The organism is Veillonellales bacterium (assembly GCA_039680175.1).
GTDB lineage: Bacteria > Bacillota > Negativicutes > JAAYSF01 > JAAYSF01 > JBDKTO01.
In genome coordinates, this window is the sequence record JBDKTO010000001.1 from 35,429 (window position 1) to 51,549 (window position 16,121).

Annotated in this window: 16 protein-coding genes; 15 read left to right on the forward strand and 1 reads right to left on the reverse strand. The window is 43.6% G+C overall.

Features of this window, described 5'->3' with window-relative positions:
- Window positions 1-23 precede the first annotated feature (23 nt).
- A complete protein-coding gene (locus tag ABFC84_00185) occupies window positions 24-1,922 on the forward strand; it encodes a YgiQ family radical SAM protein (protein ID MEN6411165.1) in 1,899 nt (632 codons plus the stop codon).
- On the opposite strand, the gene ABFC84_00190 is transcribed toward ABFC84_00185, so the two are convergent.
- A complete protein-coding gene (locus ABFC84_00190) occupies window positions 1,903-2,289 on the reverse strand; it encodes a hypothetical protein (GenBank protein ID MEN6411166.1) in 387 nt (128 codons plus the stop codon). The two genes, ABFC84_00185 and ABFC84_00190, sit on opposite strands and share 20 nt — an antisense overlap.
- A 135-nt stretch (window positions 2,290-2,424) precedes the next feature.
- Here ABFC84_00190 and ABFC84_00195 point away from each other — a divergent pair, with 135 nt between their 5' ends.
- The 14 genes from ABFC84_00195 (at window position 2,425) to ABFC84_00260 (ending at window position 16,077) form a co-directional block, all read left to right on the forward strand.
- Window positions 2,425-3,459: an extracellular solute-binding protein gene (locus tag ABFC84_00195; protein ID MEN6411167.1), complete on the forward strand. Its 1,035-nt coding sequence runs from the start codon at window positions 2,425-2,427 to the stop codon at window positions 3,457-3,459.
- 40 nt (window positions 3,460-3,499) lie between these two features.
- Window positions 3,500-4,834, forward strand: a complete 1,335-nt coding sequence (rimO, locus tag ABFC84_00200) for a 30S ribosomal protein S12 methylthiotransferase RimO (protein ID MEN6411168.1) — start codon at window positions 3,500-3,502, stop codon at window positions 4,832-4,834.
- Window positions 4,835-4,965: 131 nt separating this feature from the next.
- Window positions 4,966-6,207, forward strand: coding sequence for a competence/damage-inducible protein A (locus tag ABFC84_00205; protein ID MEN6411169.1), 1,242 nt, complete (start codon window positions 4,966-4,968; stop codon window positions 6,205-6,207).
- A gap of 31 nt (window positions 6,208-6,238) precedes the next feature.
- Entirely contained in the window at window positions 6,239-7,816 is a 1,578-nt protein-coding gene (locus ABFC84_00210) for a DEAD/DEAH box helicase (GenBank protein MEN6411170.1), read from the forward strand.
- Between the two features lie 112 nt (window positions 7,817-7,928).
- Window positions 7,929-8,381, forward strand: coding sequence for a regulatory protein RecX (locus tag ABFC84_00215; GenBank protein MEN6411171.1), 453 nt, complete (start codon window positions 7,929-7,931; stop codon window positions 8,379-8,381).
- Window positions 8,382-8,602: 221 nt separating this feature from the next.
- On the forward strand, window positions 8,603-10,138 hold the full coding sequence (gene rny / locus ABFC84_00220; GenBank protein MEN6411172.1) for a ribonuclease Y: 1,536 nt from the start codon (window positions 8,603-8,605) through the stop codon (window positions 10,136-10,138).
- A gap of 150 nt (window positions 10,139-10,288) precedes the next feature.
- Window positions 10,289-10,807 carry a hypothetical protein gene (locus tag ABFC84_00225; GenBank protein MEN6411173.1) on the forward strand — a complete coding sequence of 173 codons (519 nt, stop codon included), beginning with the start codon at window positions 10,289-10,291 and terminating at the stop codon, window positions 10,805-10,807.
- A gap of 41 nt (window positions 10,808-10,848) precedes the next feature.
- Window positions 10,849-11,628: a TIGR00282 family metallophosphoesterase gene (locus ABFC84_00230; protein ID MEN6411174.1), complete on the forward strand. Its 780-nt coding sequence runs from the start codon at window positions 10,849-10,851 to the stop codon at window positions 11,626-11,628.
- Window positions 11,629-11,754: 126 nt separating this feature from the next.
- A complete protein-coding gene (locus ABFC84_00235) occupies window positions 11,755-12,015 on the forward strand; it encodes a stage V sporulation protein S (GenBank protein MEN6411175.1) in 261 nt (86 codons plus the stop codon).
- Window positions 12,016-12,131: 116 nt separating this feature from the next.
- Window positions 12,132-13,628 (forward strand): leucyl aminopeptidase, encoded by a 1,497-nt coding sequence (locus ABFC84_00240; protein ID MEN6411176.1) that lies wholly within the window; start codon window positions 12,132-12,134, stop codon window positions 13,626-13,628.
- The gene (locus tag ABFC84_00245) at window positions 13,625-14,470 is read left to right on the forward strand and encodes a PHP domain-containing protein (protein MEN6411177.1); all 846 of its coding nucleotides are present in this window, start codon (window positions 13,625-13,627) and stop codon (window positions 14,468-14,470) included. Before ABFC84_00240 ends, ABFC84_00245 begins: the two co-directional genes overlap by 4 nt.
- Before the next feature lie 9 nt (window positions 14,471-14,479).
- Window positions 14,480-15,304 (forward strand): Asp23/Gls24 family envelope stress response protein, encoded by an 825-nt coding sequence (locus tag ABFC84_00250; GenBank protein ID MEN6411178.1) that lies wholly within the window; start codon window positions 14,480-14,482, stop codon window positions 15,302-15,304.
- Window positions 15,305-15,340: 36 nt separating this feature from the next.
- Window positions 15,341-15,697 carry a sulfite exporter TauE/SafE family protein gene (locus tag ABFC84_00255; protein ID MEN6411179.1) on the forward strand — a complete coding sequence of 119 codons (357 nt, stop codon included), beginning with the start codon at window positions 15,341-15,343 and terminating at the stop codon, window positions 15,695-15,697.
- Entirely contained in the window at window positions 15,694-16,077 is a 384-nt protein-coding gene (locus ABFC84_00260; protein ID MEN6411180.1) for a sulfite exporter TauE/SafE family protein, read from the forward strand. The genes ABFC84_00255 and ABFC84_00260 overlap by 4 nt, the downstream gene beginning before the upstream one ends.
- Window positions 16,078-16,121: the final 44 nt, after the last annotated feature.

Below are 16,121 nucleotides of genomic sequence, written 5' to 3' on the forward strand. Positions count from 1 at the left end.
GATTTTCCTTTTAGGAGATAACAATGAACGATTTTTTGCCAATCAGTAAACAGGATATGGAGAAACGCGGCTGGACACAACTGGATTTTATTTTTATCAGTGGCGACGCTTACGTGGATCACCCCAGTTTTGGTCCGGCGATTATTTGCCGGCTGCTGGAAAAACACGGCTATCGAGTTGGCATTATTCCACAGCCGGACTGGCGGTCGGTGGATGATTTCAAAAAACTTGGCAAGCCCCGGCTGGGAGTGTTGGTTTCTGCCGGAAATCTGGATTCAATGCTTAATAAATTTACTGCAGCAAAGAAATATCGCAGTACCGACAATTATTCTCCCGGGGGGAAAGCCGGCTTGCGTCCGGAACGGGCCACGCTGGTTTATTGCAGCCGAATCCGGGAAGTATGGAAAAATATTCCTTTAATTATTGGCGGCATTGAAGCCAGCCTAAGACGATTCGCCCATTATGATTATTGGTCCAATAGTGTTCGCCGGTCTATCCTTATCGACAGCCGCGCCGATCTTTTGGTTTATGGAATGGGTGAAAAACAGATCCTTGAGATTGCCGCACAGCTGAATCAGGGAATTGCAGCAGCCGATATCCGTCATATTCCGGGTACTTGTTGTCGGACAACCTCTTTGGATATGGTATGGGACTTTATTGAAGTGCCTGACTATGAGACTGTAAAAACCAGCAAGCCGGCTTTTGCCGCGGCGTTTAAGGTACAGTATCAGGAGCAGGATGCGATTCGCGGTAAGACGATTGTGCAAAATCACGGTGCAGATTATCTGGTGCAAAATCCTCCGGCGATGCCGCTGACGACTGGGGAAATGGATGAAATTTACGACCTGCCCTATCAGCGTACCTATCATCCCAATTACGAAGCTGCCGGCGGTGTACCGGCGATTCAGGAAGTCAAATTCAGCCTGGTCAGCCATCGGGGGTGCTTTGGCGGCTGTTCCTTTTGCGCCATTGTTTCTCACCAGGGAAGAATGATTCAAAGCCGAAGCCGGGAGTCGATTTTGCGGGAAGCTAAAATAGTAACCGCTATGCCGGACTTTAAAGGATATATTCATGATGTCGGCGGTCCGACCGCCAATTTCCGGGTGCCGTCCTGTACTGCTCAATTTGAACGAGGTACCTGTAAAGCAAAGCAGTGTTTGGCACCCAAAGCATGTAAGAACCTAGTGGTTGATCATCGGGATTATCTGGCTCTTTTACGGGAACTGAGAGGTTTGCCGGGGGTTAAAAAAGTTTTTATCCGTTCCGGGATTCGTTATGATTATGTTATGGCAGCCAATGATGATGAATTTTTAACCGAGTTATGCCAGTATCATGTCAGCGGTCAGCTGAAAGTAGCGCCTGAACATGTTTCTTCCAAGGTAACACGACTGATGGGCAAGGCCGGCAAGGAAGTTTATTTGCGGTTTATGAATGCCTATAAGCGCATCAATCAGGTCCTGGGGAAAGAACAATATTTGGTGCCATATTTTATGTCAAGCCATCCGGGGGCGGGATTGACGGAAGCGATAGAACTTGCTGAATTCATTCGGGATTTGGGATATAATCCTGAACAGGTGCAGGATTTCATTCCTACTCCAGGCAGTTTGTCCACTTGTATGTATTACACCGGCCTTAATCCGTTAACCGGGGAGAATGTGTATGTAGCAAAAGATCCCCATGAAAAGAAACTGCAGCGGGCGTTGCTCCAGTTTCGCAATCCGGCCAATTATCCTTTTGTGTATGAAGCACTTGTAAAAGCCAGGCGGCAGGATCTAATCGGTTATGGGCCGAAATGTTTGATTCGGCCCCAAAAACGGCCGTTCTATTCTTCTCAGCCGAATAGACAGAAGAAACGGCGTGGTTTATCTCCCACCCGGGATAAAGGGAAAATAATAAAGTCGGCTAGGAAGCAGCTGTCTTAAAAATTTTTTTGCATTCCTTTGTTTGTAAGTACCACGCAATCCAACCATGGGTTATCATAACAAACAGGCCAACCCCTATATTGTCAAACAGCGCCATAACAACACCTAACAGGGAAAGCAGGATGGATAAGACAAGTTCGGTAAGGCGTGCCCAGGATTTAAGACGCAGCAGTCCATAAGCGGGAATTCCGTATAATAAGGCGGCCAGCAGAGAAGTTAGGACGGCATGGTTGTCTTGCTTGCTCCATCCATCGTACACGCCAAAGATATTTCCTGCCGCAATCAGACATAAAAACAGGGAAATCATCACTAACCGTGAGGTTAGGTTAGGATGAAGAAAAGATAACCAGGATGGGAATTTAATCATATTGTGCAGAACCCCTTTCATATTTATTCCATTTTATCATATTTTAGCAGCCTTTCTTGTTGCACAGCCAAGGAATAGCGAGTATAGTATATTTAGTTTACCTAATCTAACTTAATTAGATAAGGAGCTTGTCATATGCGGCGTTATTTACCACTGTTGTTAATTGCTTTTTTTGTTCTGATTATTGTTTTAGCAGGCAGCTTTTTTTTACCAGGGTATGCGGATCAGCAAAATCCGGATAATGTCCCCCATATCACAGTGTACACTAATTTGCCGGTAGAGCCGATAGCCGTGCTGACCCAGGAATATGAAAAGGTTCAAAATATCAAAGTCAATGTAGTTTCTTTAGCGGATGATGCGTTACTGGCAAGGTTGAAACTGGAAGCGGACAACCCTCGGGCCGATATAGTCATTGCCGATCGTTCCTTATTGGAAGCGGCCAGGAAAAGTCACTGCCTTGCACCCAGCGCATCGGAGCAAACAGATATGATCGCCGAACGATTTAAAAATGCCGACAATTATTGGACCGGTATCTGGTATGATCCTATTGTTTTTGCGGCAAATCAGGATTTTTTAAAAACACTGCCCCAATCACCCGCTAAATGGTCCGACTTGGTAAAGGACAATAAATGGCGTATTGGCTTAACTGATTTTTTAGCGGCTGATGCATATGCCAATCTTTTGTATACGATGGCGGCAGTAAATGGGGAAAACCAGACCTTAGATTATTTCAAAAAAATTCATCCCAAAGTCGTACAATATGCTAAGTTTCTTGCTACCCCGGTAAGAATGGCAGGTATGGGAGAAGTAGATATTGCCATTGCCGTACAAAGCGAAGCCATTCGCTATTGCAATGACAATTTTCCCATCCAGATTATCTATCCGGAAGAGGGAACGGCCTATTTACTTACCGGCGCAGGCCTGGTAAAGGGCACTTCTCACGCAACGGATGCCCGGCAGTTTATTGACTGGCTGCTCCAGGATGGAGCGCAAGTAACTTTACGGATCAATAAATTTTTCTTTAATCCTACGAATCCGGAAAGTTATTTGGCAAAGGGGATTGCTGCAAAAAATTTAAGATTGTTTGATACCGAGGTCGAGATAACGAAGGAACAACAACACAGGCTTATGGACCGCTGGGTTCAAACTGTACGTCTCGGTTCGAAATAACAAGATTGCTGCAGCTATTGGGGAATAGGAGGAAGTATTCATGCTAAAAGCCGGGTTTATCAGCCTTGGTTGTGCCAAAAATCTTGTAGATACAGAAGTCATGCTGGGAGCATTGGCTGCTGACGATATTCAGCTAACCACTGAGCCGGGAGAAGCGGATATTCTGATTATCAATACTTGTAGCTTTATTGATTCGGCGAAAGAAGAATCAATTTCTACCATTTTACAAATGGCAGAATATAAGCAGACTGGGAAATGCCGTGGTATCATTGTAGCCGGTTGTCTGGGACAGCGTTATCAGCAGGAATTGCTGGATGAAATACCGGAAATTGATGGAATCGTCGGTACCGGGTCCTGGCAGCGAATCGGCGAAGCGGTTGATGCGGTTCTTTCCGGCCGTCGAGTACTATTTATTGATGATGTCAATACAATTTATGATGACCAGATGCCCAGAATTACCACTACACCTTTTTATAGTGCCTATATTAAAATTGCCGACGGCTGCAGTAATTGCTGTTCATATTGTGTGATTCCCCGGATCAGAGGAGAGTTTCGCAGCCGGGGAATTGAATCTGTCATTGCCGAAGCCCGACAGCTTGCAGCACGGGGCATTAAAGAAATTAATCTGATAGCACAGGATACCACCAGTTATGGCCGTGATTTATATGGTTCACCTCAACTGACGAAACTGTTAAAAGAATTAGTAAAAATTGATGGAATTATGTGGATTCGTCTGTTATACTGTTATCCTAGGTATTTTTCCGATGAATTAATCGCTCTTATTGCTAGTGAGCCGAAAATATGCAAGTATGTCGACCTGCCTTTGCAGCATGCGGACGATGGTATTTTAAAAGCAATGAATCGCCGGGATAGCCGCAGGGACAGCGAGATTTTATTGGCAAAGCTTCGCGACGGCATTCCCGATGTGGTTATTCGGACGTCCTTTATTGTAGGCTTTCCCGGTGAAACAGAGGCGCAGTTTGAAGCTTTGCGGCAGTTTATGCTAGAACAAAAGTTTGAAAGAGCAGGTGTGTTTACCTATTCTCAGGAAGAAAGCACACCGGCGGCTGTTATGCCGGAACAAATCTCTGAGGATGTCAAACAAGAACGATATCATTGTTTGATGTCATTGCAATGTAAGATTTCAGAAGAACGGAATCAAAAAATGGAAGGGAAGATTCTAAAGGTAGTTATTGAAGGAGTAGATACGGAGCAAAGCAATGTTGTTCTTGGTCGTTCCTACCGGGAAGCGCCGGATGTTGATGGACAGATATATATTGAAAATGCCGGGAAATGCCACGTCGGCGATGTGGTTGACGTACAAATTGTGCAAGGATTTACCTACGATTTATTAGCAGAAAAGTTACCGGAATAGGTATAATTGTAAAGGGTAATTTGGAAAATAGTAGTGGCGCGTGTCCTGCTATTTTCTTTTTCATGGCTATGGGAGAGCCTGCGTTAGCGATATGCTGATCCGGCGGGATAAGCAGGGAGGAGGAATTTACTATGATTGTGGAGTTAATTAGTACCGGAACGGAGCTGCTGCTGGGGGAGATTGTCAATACCGATGCTCCCTATTTAGCGCGACAGCTTAATGGGCTAGGATTTGACGTTTTATATCAGTCCACTGTTGGCGATAATCGTCAACGAATAACCAAGGTTTTAAAAACGGCCCTGGAGCGATCCGATATTATTATTACTTCAGGCGGTCTAGGTCCAACACAGGGCGATATTACGAAAGAGGTTACGGCTAAATTACTTAAGCGTGAGCTGAAATTGCATGAAGCTACCGCTGACCGTATACACTGTTTTTTTGCTGCCAGGCACAATAATATGCCGAACAATAATTTGCGTCAGGCTATGATTCCTGAAGGAGCAATTGTGCTTGATAATGAGCGAGGCACTGCTCCCGGAGTCGTTTTAGAACAGGGAGATAAAACAGTTATTCATTTGCCGGGGCCGCCCCGGGAATTGGAATGGATGTTTCAGAATCGGGTGGTACCTTATTTGAAACAGCGCTTTGGCGGGCAGGGAATTATTTATTCCAGAATATTACATACAACGGGAATAGGTGAATCCCTGCTGGAAGAACAGATTAAAGATTTTATTTTGGCACAAAATAATCCTACTATTGCATTATTAGCGAGAAAGGGCGAGATCATCATTCGTCTTACGGCCAAGGCGGACAATGAGGCGGCAGCCAAGGTTTTGCTTGATACCCTGGAAGAAAAAATTCACCGGCGTATTGGCGAATATATTTTTGGCCATGACGAAGAGAGTATGGAAGGTGTTGTTGGAAGTATTCTCGCTGCTAAGAAACTGACGGTCGCTTGCGCCGAGTCTTGCACAGGCGGGTTAGTAACGAGCCGGTTAACCGATATTCCCGGCAGTTCCCAGTATCTGATCGGTTCTGTTGTATGCTATAGCAACCGTATAAAGATGGATGAGATTGGCGTACCGGAGAAATTGCTGATTGAATATGGCGCCGTCAGTCAAGAAACAGCTGGTGCGATGGCCGACGGTATACGTAAAAATTATCATACCAATATTGGCTTGGGGATAACCGGAATCGCCGGTCCGGACGGGGCCACAGAAAATAAGCCGGTTGGATTGGTTTATATTGCTATTGAAGGGCCATCCGGTATACAATGTTATCAACATAATTTTACTGGTCAGCGATTGGATATAAAATACCGGGCATCTCAGGCGGCTCTTGAGGTATTGAGGCGTTATGCAGTACATTTATGAAATTGAATTATGAATCTAGGAGGATCGATATATGAAAGAAAGTAATAATTTATTTGGTAGTTTACAATTAAGCAAAAAGGTCATTTCGGCGATTACGGATATGGGGTTTGAGGAACCATCGCCGATTCAGAGCCAAACGATTCCAATTGTACTGGCAGGAGCGGATGTAATTGGTCAGGCGCAAACCGGTACGGGTAAAACGGCGGCTTTTGGCATACCAATGATGGAACGAGTCACTGACAGCCGGAATATTCAGGCTTTAGTGCTTACGCCTACCCGGGAATTAGCAATACAAGTTTCCGAAGAATTAGCGAAAATCGGTAAGTATCGGCGGATTAAAGCCCTGCCTATTTATGGCGGACAAGCAATTGACAGGCAAATCCGTGCTTTAAAATATGGAGTACAAGTGGCGATTGGTACTCCCGGGCGGTTGTTGGATCACATCCGTCGTAATACGATTAAACTAGATTCTGTTAAAATGCTGGTGTTGGATGAAGCCGATGAAATGCTGGATATGGGTTTTGTTGAAGATATTGAAACTATTTTACAAAACATTCCTAGTGAAGGACGGCAGACCTTGCTATTTTCTGCTACTATGCCGGCGCCGATAGCGGTTCTGGCTAGAAAGTATATGAATAATCCCCAAATTATAACCGTTAGCAAAGAGCAGCTTACAGTACCGCAGATTGATCAGTTTTATTATGAAACAAGGGAAAAGCTGGAAGGACTTTGTCGAGTGCTTGATGTGGAAACAACCGGACGGCTAATCATTTTTTGCCGGACTAAAAAAGGGGTAGATGAGCTTGTGGCATCGCTGCAAGCCAGGGGCTATATGGCTGACGGGCTGCATGGCGACTTGAGTCAGACGCAGCGGGATCGGGTTATGAAAAAATTTCGCGACGGCAAATTGGAAATACTGATTGCCACTGATGTTGCCGCCAGAGGGCTGGATATTGATGATATTACCCATGTCATTAATTATGATATTCCACAAGACCATGAATCTTATGTCCATCGCATCGGGCGGACCGGACGGGCCGGCAAAAAGGGCGTAGCGATTACATTTATTGGGCCACGGGAGTATCGGCAGCTGAAGCTTATTGAAAAGTTGGCTAAAACTCGTATCATCAGAAAACAGCTTCCATCTTCCGCCGATATTTTAGAACGCCAGCGAGAAGTCATTAAAACCCGTCTTATTCAAACAATCGAGCACGGTGGCTTTGCTGATTACCATCTTATTGCTGCCGATTTGGCATCTGATTATGATCCTCTCGACATCGCTGCTGCTGCCTTAAAAATTTCCCAGGAAGGATATAAGGAAAAGATCATTGAAGAAAGGCCTTCCTTTGCCAATAGCGGTGCTGAACCGGGAATGGTTCGCCTGTTCATCAACGCTGGGAAAGTGCAAAAAATTCGTCCCGAGGATATTGTACGGACTATTGCCAGCGAAGCGGATATACCAGGAAATAGCATCGGCGTAATTAATATCTATGATAAATTTACTTTTGTTGAGGTGCCGGAAGAAGTGGCTGAACGGGTAATATCCGTCATGCACAAAAATACGATCAAAGGCTATAAAATTAATGTGGAACCGGCTAAAGGCCGATAAAACAGAGGGCTGACTGCCCTCTGTTTTATCGTTGGATAGAAAGCAGCAGGAACTATTGACAATATGAACGAAGGTTCGCTGCAATGTTTTTGAATAAGGAGGGGCGGGCAAGATGTTACAGTTGAATAATTTTGAAACAGCGTGGTCATTATCATTGCGCATATTAGCCCGGCGATCTTATAGTGAACAGGAAATGCGAACAAAATTAACGGCAAAGGGATATTCTGCTGACGTTACTGATTCGGTTATAAAGGGTTTGTTGGAGCACGGTTATCTTAATGATTCCGTTCTTTGCCGTATGATTTTTGAGCAATATTGCCGTAGCGGTAAATATGGGTTGCGGAATATTGTTGGCAAGCTCAAGCAACGGGGATTATCCACTCAGGTAATTTCGGACATTACGGGAGCGTATGATTCAGCAACGGAATGGCAGCGCGCTCTTATTTTAGTGAAAAAGCGTTTTAAAGTACCCGAAGCAGTTGACAAACGAAAAATTGGGCAGCTATTAATGCAACGCGGTTTTTCTTTTGATACAATTAATAAAGTGTTTGAAGAATTTTTCTGATTTTACAGATAAAACTTTTAATAAATTGTGGTTAACTTGACACTACTTTCAAAAACATTTACAATTATATTGGTCAGTCGTATATGGATAGCGGTAAATTGCAAAATCTTTTAAGAGAGCCAAATGCTATAGGGGAGCAATTGGTGCTGGTGCTTTTAAAAGCCGAGTTCATGCTCGGCTTTACCCTTATTATCAGCTTATAGTGAAGGAGGTGGAACGTTATCATTGAAATTATTTTAACAGCTATCATTGTAGCAATTTTGGGATTTGGTATAGGCTATTGGGTACGTAAAAGTACCGCTGAGGCCAAAATTTCATCAGCAGAAGAAGCAGCTAAAAAGATCGTTGACGATGCTGAACGAGCTGGGGAAGCGAAGAAAAAGGAAGCACTGGTAGAAGCAAAAGAAGAAATTCATAAGCTTCGCAGTGAGTTGGAGCGGGAGACAAAAGAACGTCGTTCCGAGCTTCAGCGGTTAGAACGCCGCTTGATGCAGAAGGAAGAAAATCTTGATCGGAAAATAGATTCTCTTGAAAAAAAAGAGGATATTTTGAGCCGCAAAGAAGCTGATGTAGACAAAAGTCAGGAAAAGATCAATGAACTGCATGCCAAACAACAGGCCGAATTAGAACGCTTGTCAGGATTTACTTCCGAGGAAGCCCGTAATATGTTACTTGCCAGCGCGCAAGAAGAGATTAAACATGAAACAGCAATCATGATTAAGGAATTGGAACAGCAAGCGAAAGAGGAAGCAGATAAGAAGTCTCGTGAAATTATTTCACTAGCCATTCAGCGCTGTGCAGCCGATCACGTTGCTGAAACTACCGTATCAGTTGTTGCTTTGCCGAATGATGAAATGAAAGGCCGAATCATTGGCCGTGAAGGTCGCAATATTCGTACGCTTGAAACTTTGACCGGCATTGATCTTATTATCGACGATACTCCCGAAGCAGTAATTTTATCCGGATTTGATCCGGTTCGCCGTGAGGTAGCGAGGATTGCTTTGGAAAAGTTGATTACCGATGGGCGAATTCATCCGGCCAGAATTGAAGAAATGGTCGAGAAAGCGCAGAAGGAAGTCGAGCAAAGAATTAAGGAAGCCGGTGAGCAGGCTACCTTTGATACTGGAGTTTATGGACTCCATCCGGAGGTAATCAGACTTTTAGGACGATTGAAATTCCGTACAAGTTATGGCCAAAATGTGTTGAAACATTCGATTGAAGTAGCTCATTTGGCAGGTGTTATGGCCGCCGAACTTGGCGTAGATGTTATGCTGGCAAAACGTTCAGGTTTGCTCCACGACATTGGCAAGGCAGTTGACCATGAAGTTGAAGGACCGCATGTTACTATTGGCGCTGATTTAGCAAAGAAATACCGCGAATCGGCTGAAGTAATTAATGCGATTGCCGCGCATCATGGCGATGAAGAACCTAAAACCGTTCAGGCTGTATTAGTAGCAGCGGCAGATGCAGTATCGGCAGCGCGTCCCGGTGCTCGCAGAGAAAGTCTCGAAAGCTATCTGAAACGATTGACACGATTAGAAGAGATTGCTGAATCCTTCGAGGGTGTAGATAAATCATTTGCAATTCAGGCCGGCCGGGAAATTCGGATAATGGTTAAGCCGGATAAAATTGATGATTTAGCATCGGTTCGTCTCGTTCATGATATTGTTAAGAAAATCGAAAGTGAACTGGAATATCCAGGACAAATTAAAGTTACTGTTATTCGTGAAACTCGTGCAGTTGATTATGCAAAATAATTTATGTTGAAGTTAAACGACCTTGTTACAAGGTCGTTTTCATTTCCATAAATTTTAAAAAGGATTCATTGATTATCTAGAGAATAAATATTAAATTATAGCTTCTGCTATGTTTTTCTCTATTTTACTTACTAACGGATGGTGAACTACATGGAAAAATATATACAGGATGATGAAGCAATTTCTGACAGCGTCAATCTATTGATTTCAATTTTAGTTCGTTATCCCGAAATTGGGACGATTCGCTTTGAGCCAAAAAGTAACTTATTAAAATTAACCTTTATGTTTGCCGGGATATTATCGGCAAAAAAAATTGCAGGAATAAAACAATTAATTATCGACAGCATTACAGCATACCATATTTTGGGTAAAATCTCAGCCCAAAAATGCGAGGTGAAATTTAGTTCCTATGAACATGTGACGGTACTTGATTTTTTTCGCGATGTTCACACGTTATCAAAAAATGAAATCGCGCTGGTTATTACTTTACTCCGTGAAAAATGTAAAGAACGGTTGGTTGTTGATTGCAATGACTCCATGCTGGAGGAAGATTTAGTGATTCAAGAAGAAGTGATTGAGAGTATGCTTGAGAACATGAAAAGTCAGCGCGAGGCACATAGTCTGATCGGTATTCGGGAAGATGGACGGGTCTTGGTATTTAACAAATAAGAGAAAGTGCTAATTCTTGTATTGCTGGAGGGTTATTCAAGATGAACGTCATGCTTATCGGAGACATTTGCGGCCGGCCTGGCCGCCAGACGGCTGCCCACTTTATTCCTAAGTTAAAGGAACAGTACCAACTTGATTTAATTATTGCCAATGGTGAAAACTCAGCCGGAGGGGTTGGAATTACCGCTCCCGTATTTTCTGAATTACTGGCGATGGGAATTCAGGTTGTTACAACAGGAAATCACATCTGGGACAAAAAAGAAATTTTTGATTTTATCGACGGCGCTAATCGGCTCATTCGTCCGGCAAATTATCCGCCAGGGACTCCGGGAGTCGGATTCTATGTTGTACAAATTAAGGGTCTGAATGTTGGCATTGTGAATCTTGCCGGAAGGGTATTTATGCCGCCGATTGATTGTCCGTTTCGCGCGATAGATTCTATCTTGCATGAAATCGGCGGGAAATGTGATATTGTTATCATCGACTTTCATGCGGAAACCACTTCTGAAAAAATGGCGCTTGGCTGGTATCTTGATGGAAAAGTTTCCTGTGTTGTGGGGACTCATACCCATGTGCAAACCGCTGATGAACGTATTTTACCAAAGGGAACGGCCTACATAACTGATTTAGGAATGGTCGGGCCGCGTAATGGCATATTGGGAGTCAATAAAGAGCCGGTATTGAAAAAATTTTTAACCGGACTGCCTGTTCGGTTTAGTGTCGCGAATGGAGCCAGCTTATTTTGCGCCCTTATCCTTGAGATTGACGAGGAGTCAGGGCAGGCGACAAATATCTTACGCATACAAGAATTTTTAGATTGACAAATTTATTGAAATTATTTGAATCTTTTTTTAAAATATAAAAGGAATTTTTTGGAGGAAGCACGAATACTTGATACCATAGGACTTATATATCGTCTTTTGAATTAAAGGAGGGTACTAAAAAACATGGAAGTCTTAAAAGTATCAGCAAAATCCAATCCTAACTCAGTAGCAGGCGCTTTGGCTGGAGTATTGCGAGAGCGCGGTGGTGCCGAAATGCAAGCCATCGGTGCGGGAGCTCTTAACCAGGCGGTTAAAGCAGTAGCGATTGCAAGAGGATTTGTCGCACCTCACGGAGTTGATCTTATTTGCATCCCTGCCTTTACTGATATTCTCATTGACGGAGAAGAACGAACGGCTATGAAATTGATAGTTGAACCGCGTTAACAGCTTCTAAAACCTGTTCAAATTGAACAGGTTTGTTTGTTTTTGAGGAAATTTTAGGGAATACTATTTAGGGAATGGCAGCGAGTTTGTCCCTTATGGTTACGAGGAGTGAGACTATGAAAATTGAAGTATGTACGACGAACGCCAAGAAAATAGTTTGCGATACACTTATCATTGGCGTATGGGAGGAGACTGTATTAACGAGAAAAATTGCCGAAATACATGGCGAGGTGTTGGCAGACCATATTGCGCATGTAATTCATCGGCAGCCTGACTGCGGTATGTATGGAAAAACAATTAATATTTATCCGGTGGAAGCTATCGGGGAAAAACGCATTATGCTGCTAGGATTGGGAAAACCCAGGGAACTGACTGTCGATAAGATTCGTGATGTATTTGCTATTGCAGCGCGAAAAATTCGTAAATTAGAACCGACTACAGTAAGCTGCATTTTAGCAGACTTGATTCCGAGTCAAATTGAACCGGAAGGTATGGTCAAGGCTATCGTCGAAGGTATAATTTTAGGAGCGTATCGGTTTAATTATTATAAAACAACGAAGGTCGATGCTGAAATCGCCAAGCTGTTTATTATTGTACAGCAGGAAAATACTGCTATGCTGCAAAAAGCAGCACAGCGCGGATATATTATCAGTCAAAGCGTCAATTTGGCCCGGGACCTTTCCAATCATCCGTCGCGTAATATGACGCCGACGAAAATGGCCGAGCATGCTGTTGAGATTGCCAGACAAACGGGAATGAAATTAGTGATTTTATCAGCGGCTGATATGGCAAAGCAGCAAATGAATGCTATTTCAGCAGTTGCTCAGGGAAGTGATGAGCCCCCTTGCTTAATTGTTCTGCGCTACCAAGGTGACACTTCTTGTAAGGAAATTGTGGCCTTTGTGGGTAAAGGTGTCACTTTTGACAGCGGCGGCATATCACTGAAGCCGAGTGATAAAATGGGAGAGATGAAAGGGGATATGGCTGGAGGAGCGGCTGTGTTAGGCGCAATGCTGGCTATAGGACGGCTGAAACCTAAATTGAATGTTATCGCGGTGGTTCCTTGTGTAGAAAATATGCCTTCCGGTCATGCATTAAAACCGGGAGATATTATTAAAACGATGTGTGGGAAAACCGTCGAAATAATAACTACTGATGCGGAAGGCAGGCTGATTCTGGCAGACGGGATTACTTATGCCAGGACTGCAGGTGCAACAAGAATCGTTGATGTTGCAACATTGACAGGTGCTTGTGCAGTCGCATTAGGAAATGCAGCCTCAGGCGTTATCAGCAATGATCAGGTTTGGTGTAAACAAATTTTACAGGCGGCAGAAACAGCAGGAGAAAAAATGTGGGAACTGCCCCATTACCCGGAATATACGGAGCAAATTAAAAGTGAAATTGCCGATTTGAAAAACTCAGGTGGACGTATGGCCGGTGCTATTACGGCAGGAATGTTTCTGGCTCAGTTTGCTGATGAGTTGCCATGGGTACATATTGATATCGCCGGTACAGCAGACATTGACAAAGCGCGGGGATGCAATGGTAAAGGTGCGACTGGTGCCGGACTTAGAACACTTGTTCAATTGGCGGAAGATATAGGTGCCGAATGATAGCTGATTTGCATATTCATACCAACGCTTCTGATGGTCGGCTTTCTCCCCAGGCGGTTGTGGCAGAAGCGATTCAAAGCGGATTATCGTCGATTGCCATCACCGATCATGATACGGTTGACGGCTTGCTAATGCTGGCTCAGCAGGGGATATTAAAAAATGAACATTTGACTATTATTCCGGGTATTGAATTCAGTACCGATTTACCAAATCACGAAGTGCACATCTTAGGTTATAATCTGGATATTTTTAATAAAGACCTGCAGGCGCAGCTGGATGTCCTTGTCGCTGACAGGCTGCAGCGTATCAAGAAAATAATCGCTAAACTGGCACAGCTTGGTTATCTGATCGAATTTCAACGAGTTCTGGAATTAGCAGGGCGAAGCACTGCGCTGGGACGGCCGCATGTGGCACGAGCTCTGGTTGAAAAGGGTTATTTCCCAACTGTAACCGATGTTTTTAAAAATCTGCTTTATAAAAATGGACCGGCCTTTGTTGCTCATTATAAATTATCCCTTTCTACTGCGCTTGAACTGATTAAAAAAGCGGATGGCATTCCGGTTTTGGCTCATCCGGGGTTAATTGGCGATGATAGCATTGTGGTCGATATTATTCGAGCGGGAATTTTTGGGCTGGAAGTTTTTCATCCTAAACATCAGGCGGAGGAAGTGGAAAAATATCAGCGATTGGCATCCCAGTATGGATTATTGGTAACGGGAGGATCGGATTTTCACGCAATTCCTACCCGTTTTCCCGAACATCTTGGTATTTTTTCCGTAGACAATCAACTTGCTCAAAAACTAATCATCGGCAGCTTTGACAGGTTAACTTTGCGGAGCTAGGAGGCTAAAATGAATGTTATCGCATTTGTCGGACCAAGTGGTACGGGAAAAAGTCATCGTGCTTTAATTGTAGCCCATGAATATAATATTGATACTATCATTGATGACGGGCTGTTGATTAAAGATAGTAAAATTGTTGCCGGATATTCTGCTAAGAAAGAGCCGAGTAAAATAAAAGCTGTCAAAAGAGCGATATTTATGAAGCCCGATCATGCGCAGGAAGTGTGCGAGGCTATTGCCAGAGTTAAGCCGGAACGCATCTTGATTTTGGGAACTTCCATTAATATGGTCGAAAAAATTGTTGAGGTGTTAAAGCTCCCTAAGATTTCACAAATTATTCACATTGAGGAGGTTGCCAGTCCGGCAGAAATTGCGAAAGCACGGGAAAGCCGCGTAAAAGAAGGGAAACATATTATTCCTGTGCCAACAATAGAATTAAAGCCTCATTTTTCAGGTTATTTGATTGATCCGTTAGAAATATTTTTTAAAAAGCCACAGATGAAACGGCGAAAGCTTGGTGAAAAGTCTATCGTTCGTCCGACATTTAGTTATTATGGAAAATTGCTCATATCAGATGCTGTTATTGCTTCGATTGTTGATCATGTGGCAACAAGTGATTTAGCGGTTACCCGTACAAATCAGATTCAGATTAAAAATTCTCACGATAGGGAGAAAGGCATCTCAATTGCCTTTGATGTAACAATAAAATATGGTCATACACTGAGGGACGTGATTCAACATATGCAACAGAAGATAAAGGCTGTTGTTGAATACATGACGGGATTATTGGTCAGGGAAGTAAACGTTTTTGTAAAGAGTCTTAGTGTGGATTGAGTTAACGATAGTCAATTTGTGGAAGGAGCTTTTTCTATGCTGCAAAATGGAAAAATGATTGGATTTGGTTTTATTGCCGGTATTTTAAGCGGTTTATTGGGAGTTGGCGGCGGAATTGTGTTAGTGCCGATTATGGTAGCATGTCTTGGCTTAACGCAGCATATTGCTCATGCGACATCGCTGGCGGTTATTGTACCGACTGCGTTCGCAGGCAGTATTATCTATGGCCTTCATGGCAATAGCGATCTCATACTGGCGTTAACATTGGCTGTCGGAAGCGTTTTTGGCGCAAGCCTTGGTGCCAGATGGATGCCAAGGATACCCGCAGCACAGCTGAAACGATTATTTGGAATGTTGTTGTTGATAGTCGGAGTAAGGATGGTGTTGTCATGATTGTGCTAATGACGTTACTCACTGGTGTAGTTGCCGGTATTTTAAGTGGTTTATTAGGGGTTGGCGGAGGGATTGTTCTTGTACCCATGATGGTATTTGGTCTTGGAATGGCTCAGCATATTGCTCAAGGAATTTCATTGCTGGTGATTATTCCAACGGCTTTTGCCGGTATTTGGCAGCTCCAGAAACAAAAACTTGTTAATTATCATGTTGCAGTCTATTTGTCTGTCGGAGCTGTCGCCGGCGGAATCATTAGTGCGAATTTTGTTCAAGACATCCCGGCTGCGGATTTGAAGAAAATATTTGGTCTATTTATTATCATTATGGGCAGCAGAATGCTGCTGGCAAAGCCTAAAAAGTCAGCAAAAACTTCTTCGTAAGTTTCATAAGTAAAGTGCCAGGGACTGACGTTCTGAAACGCCGG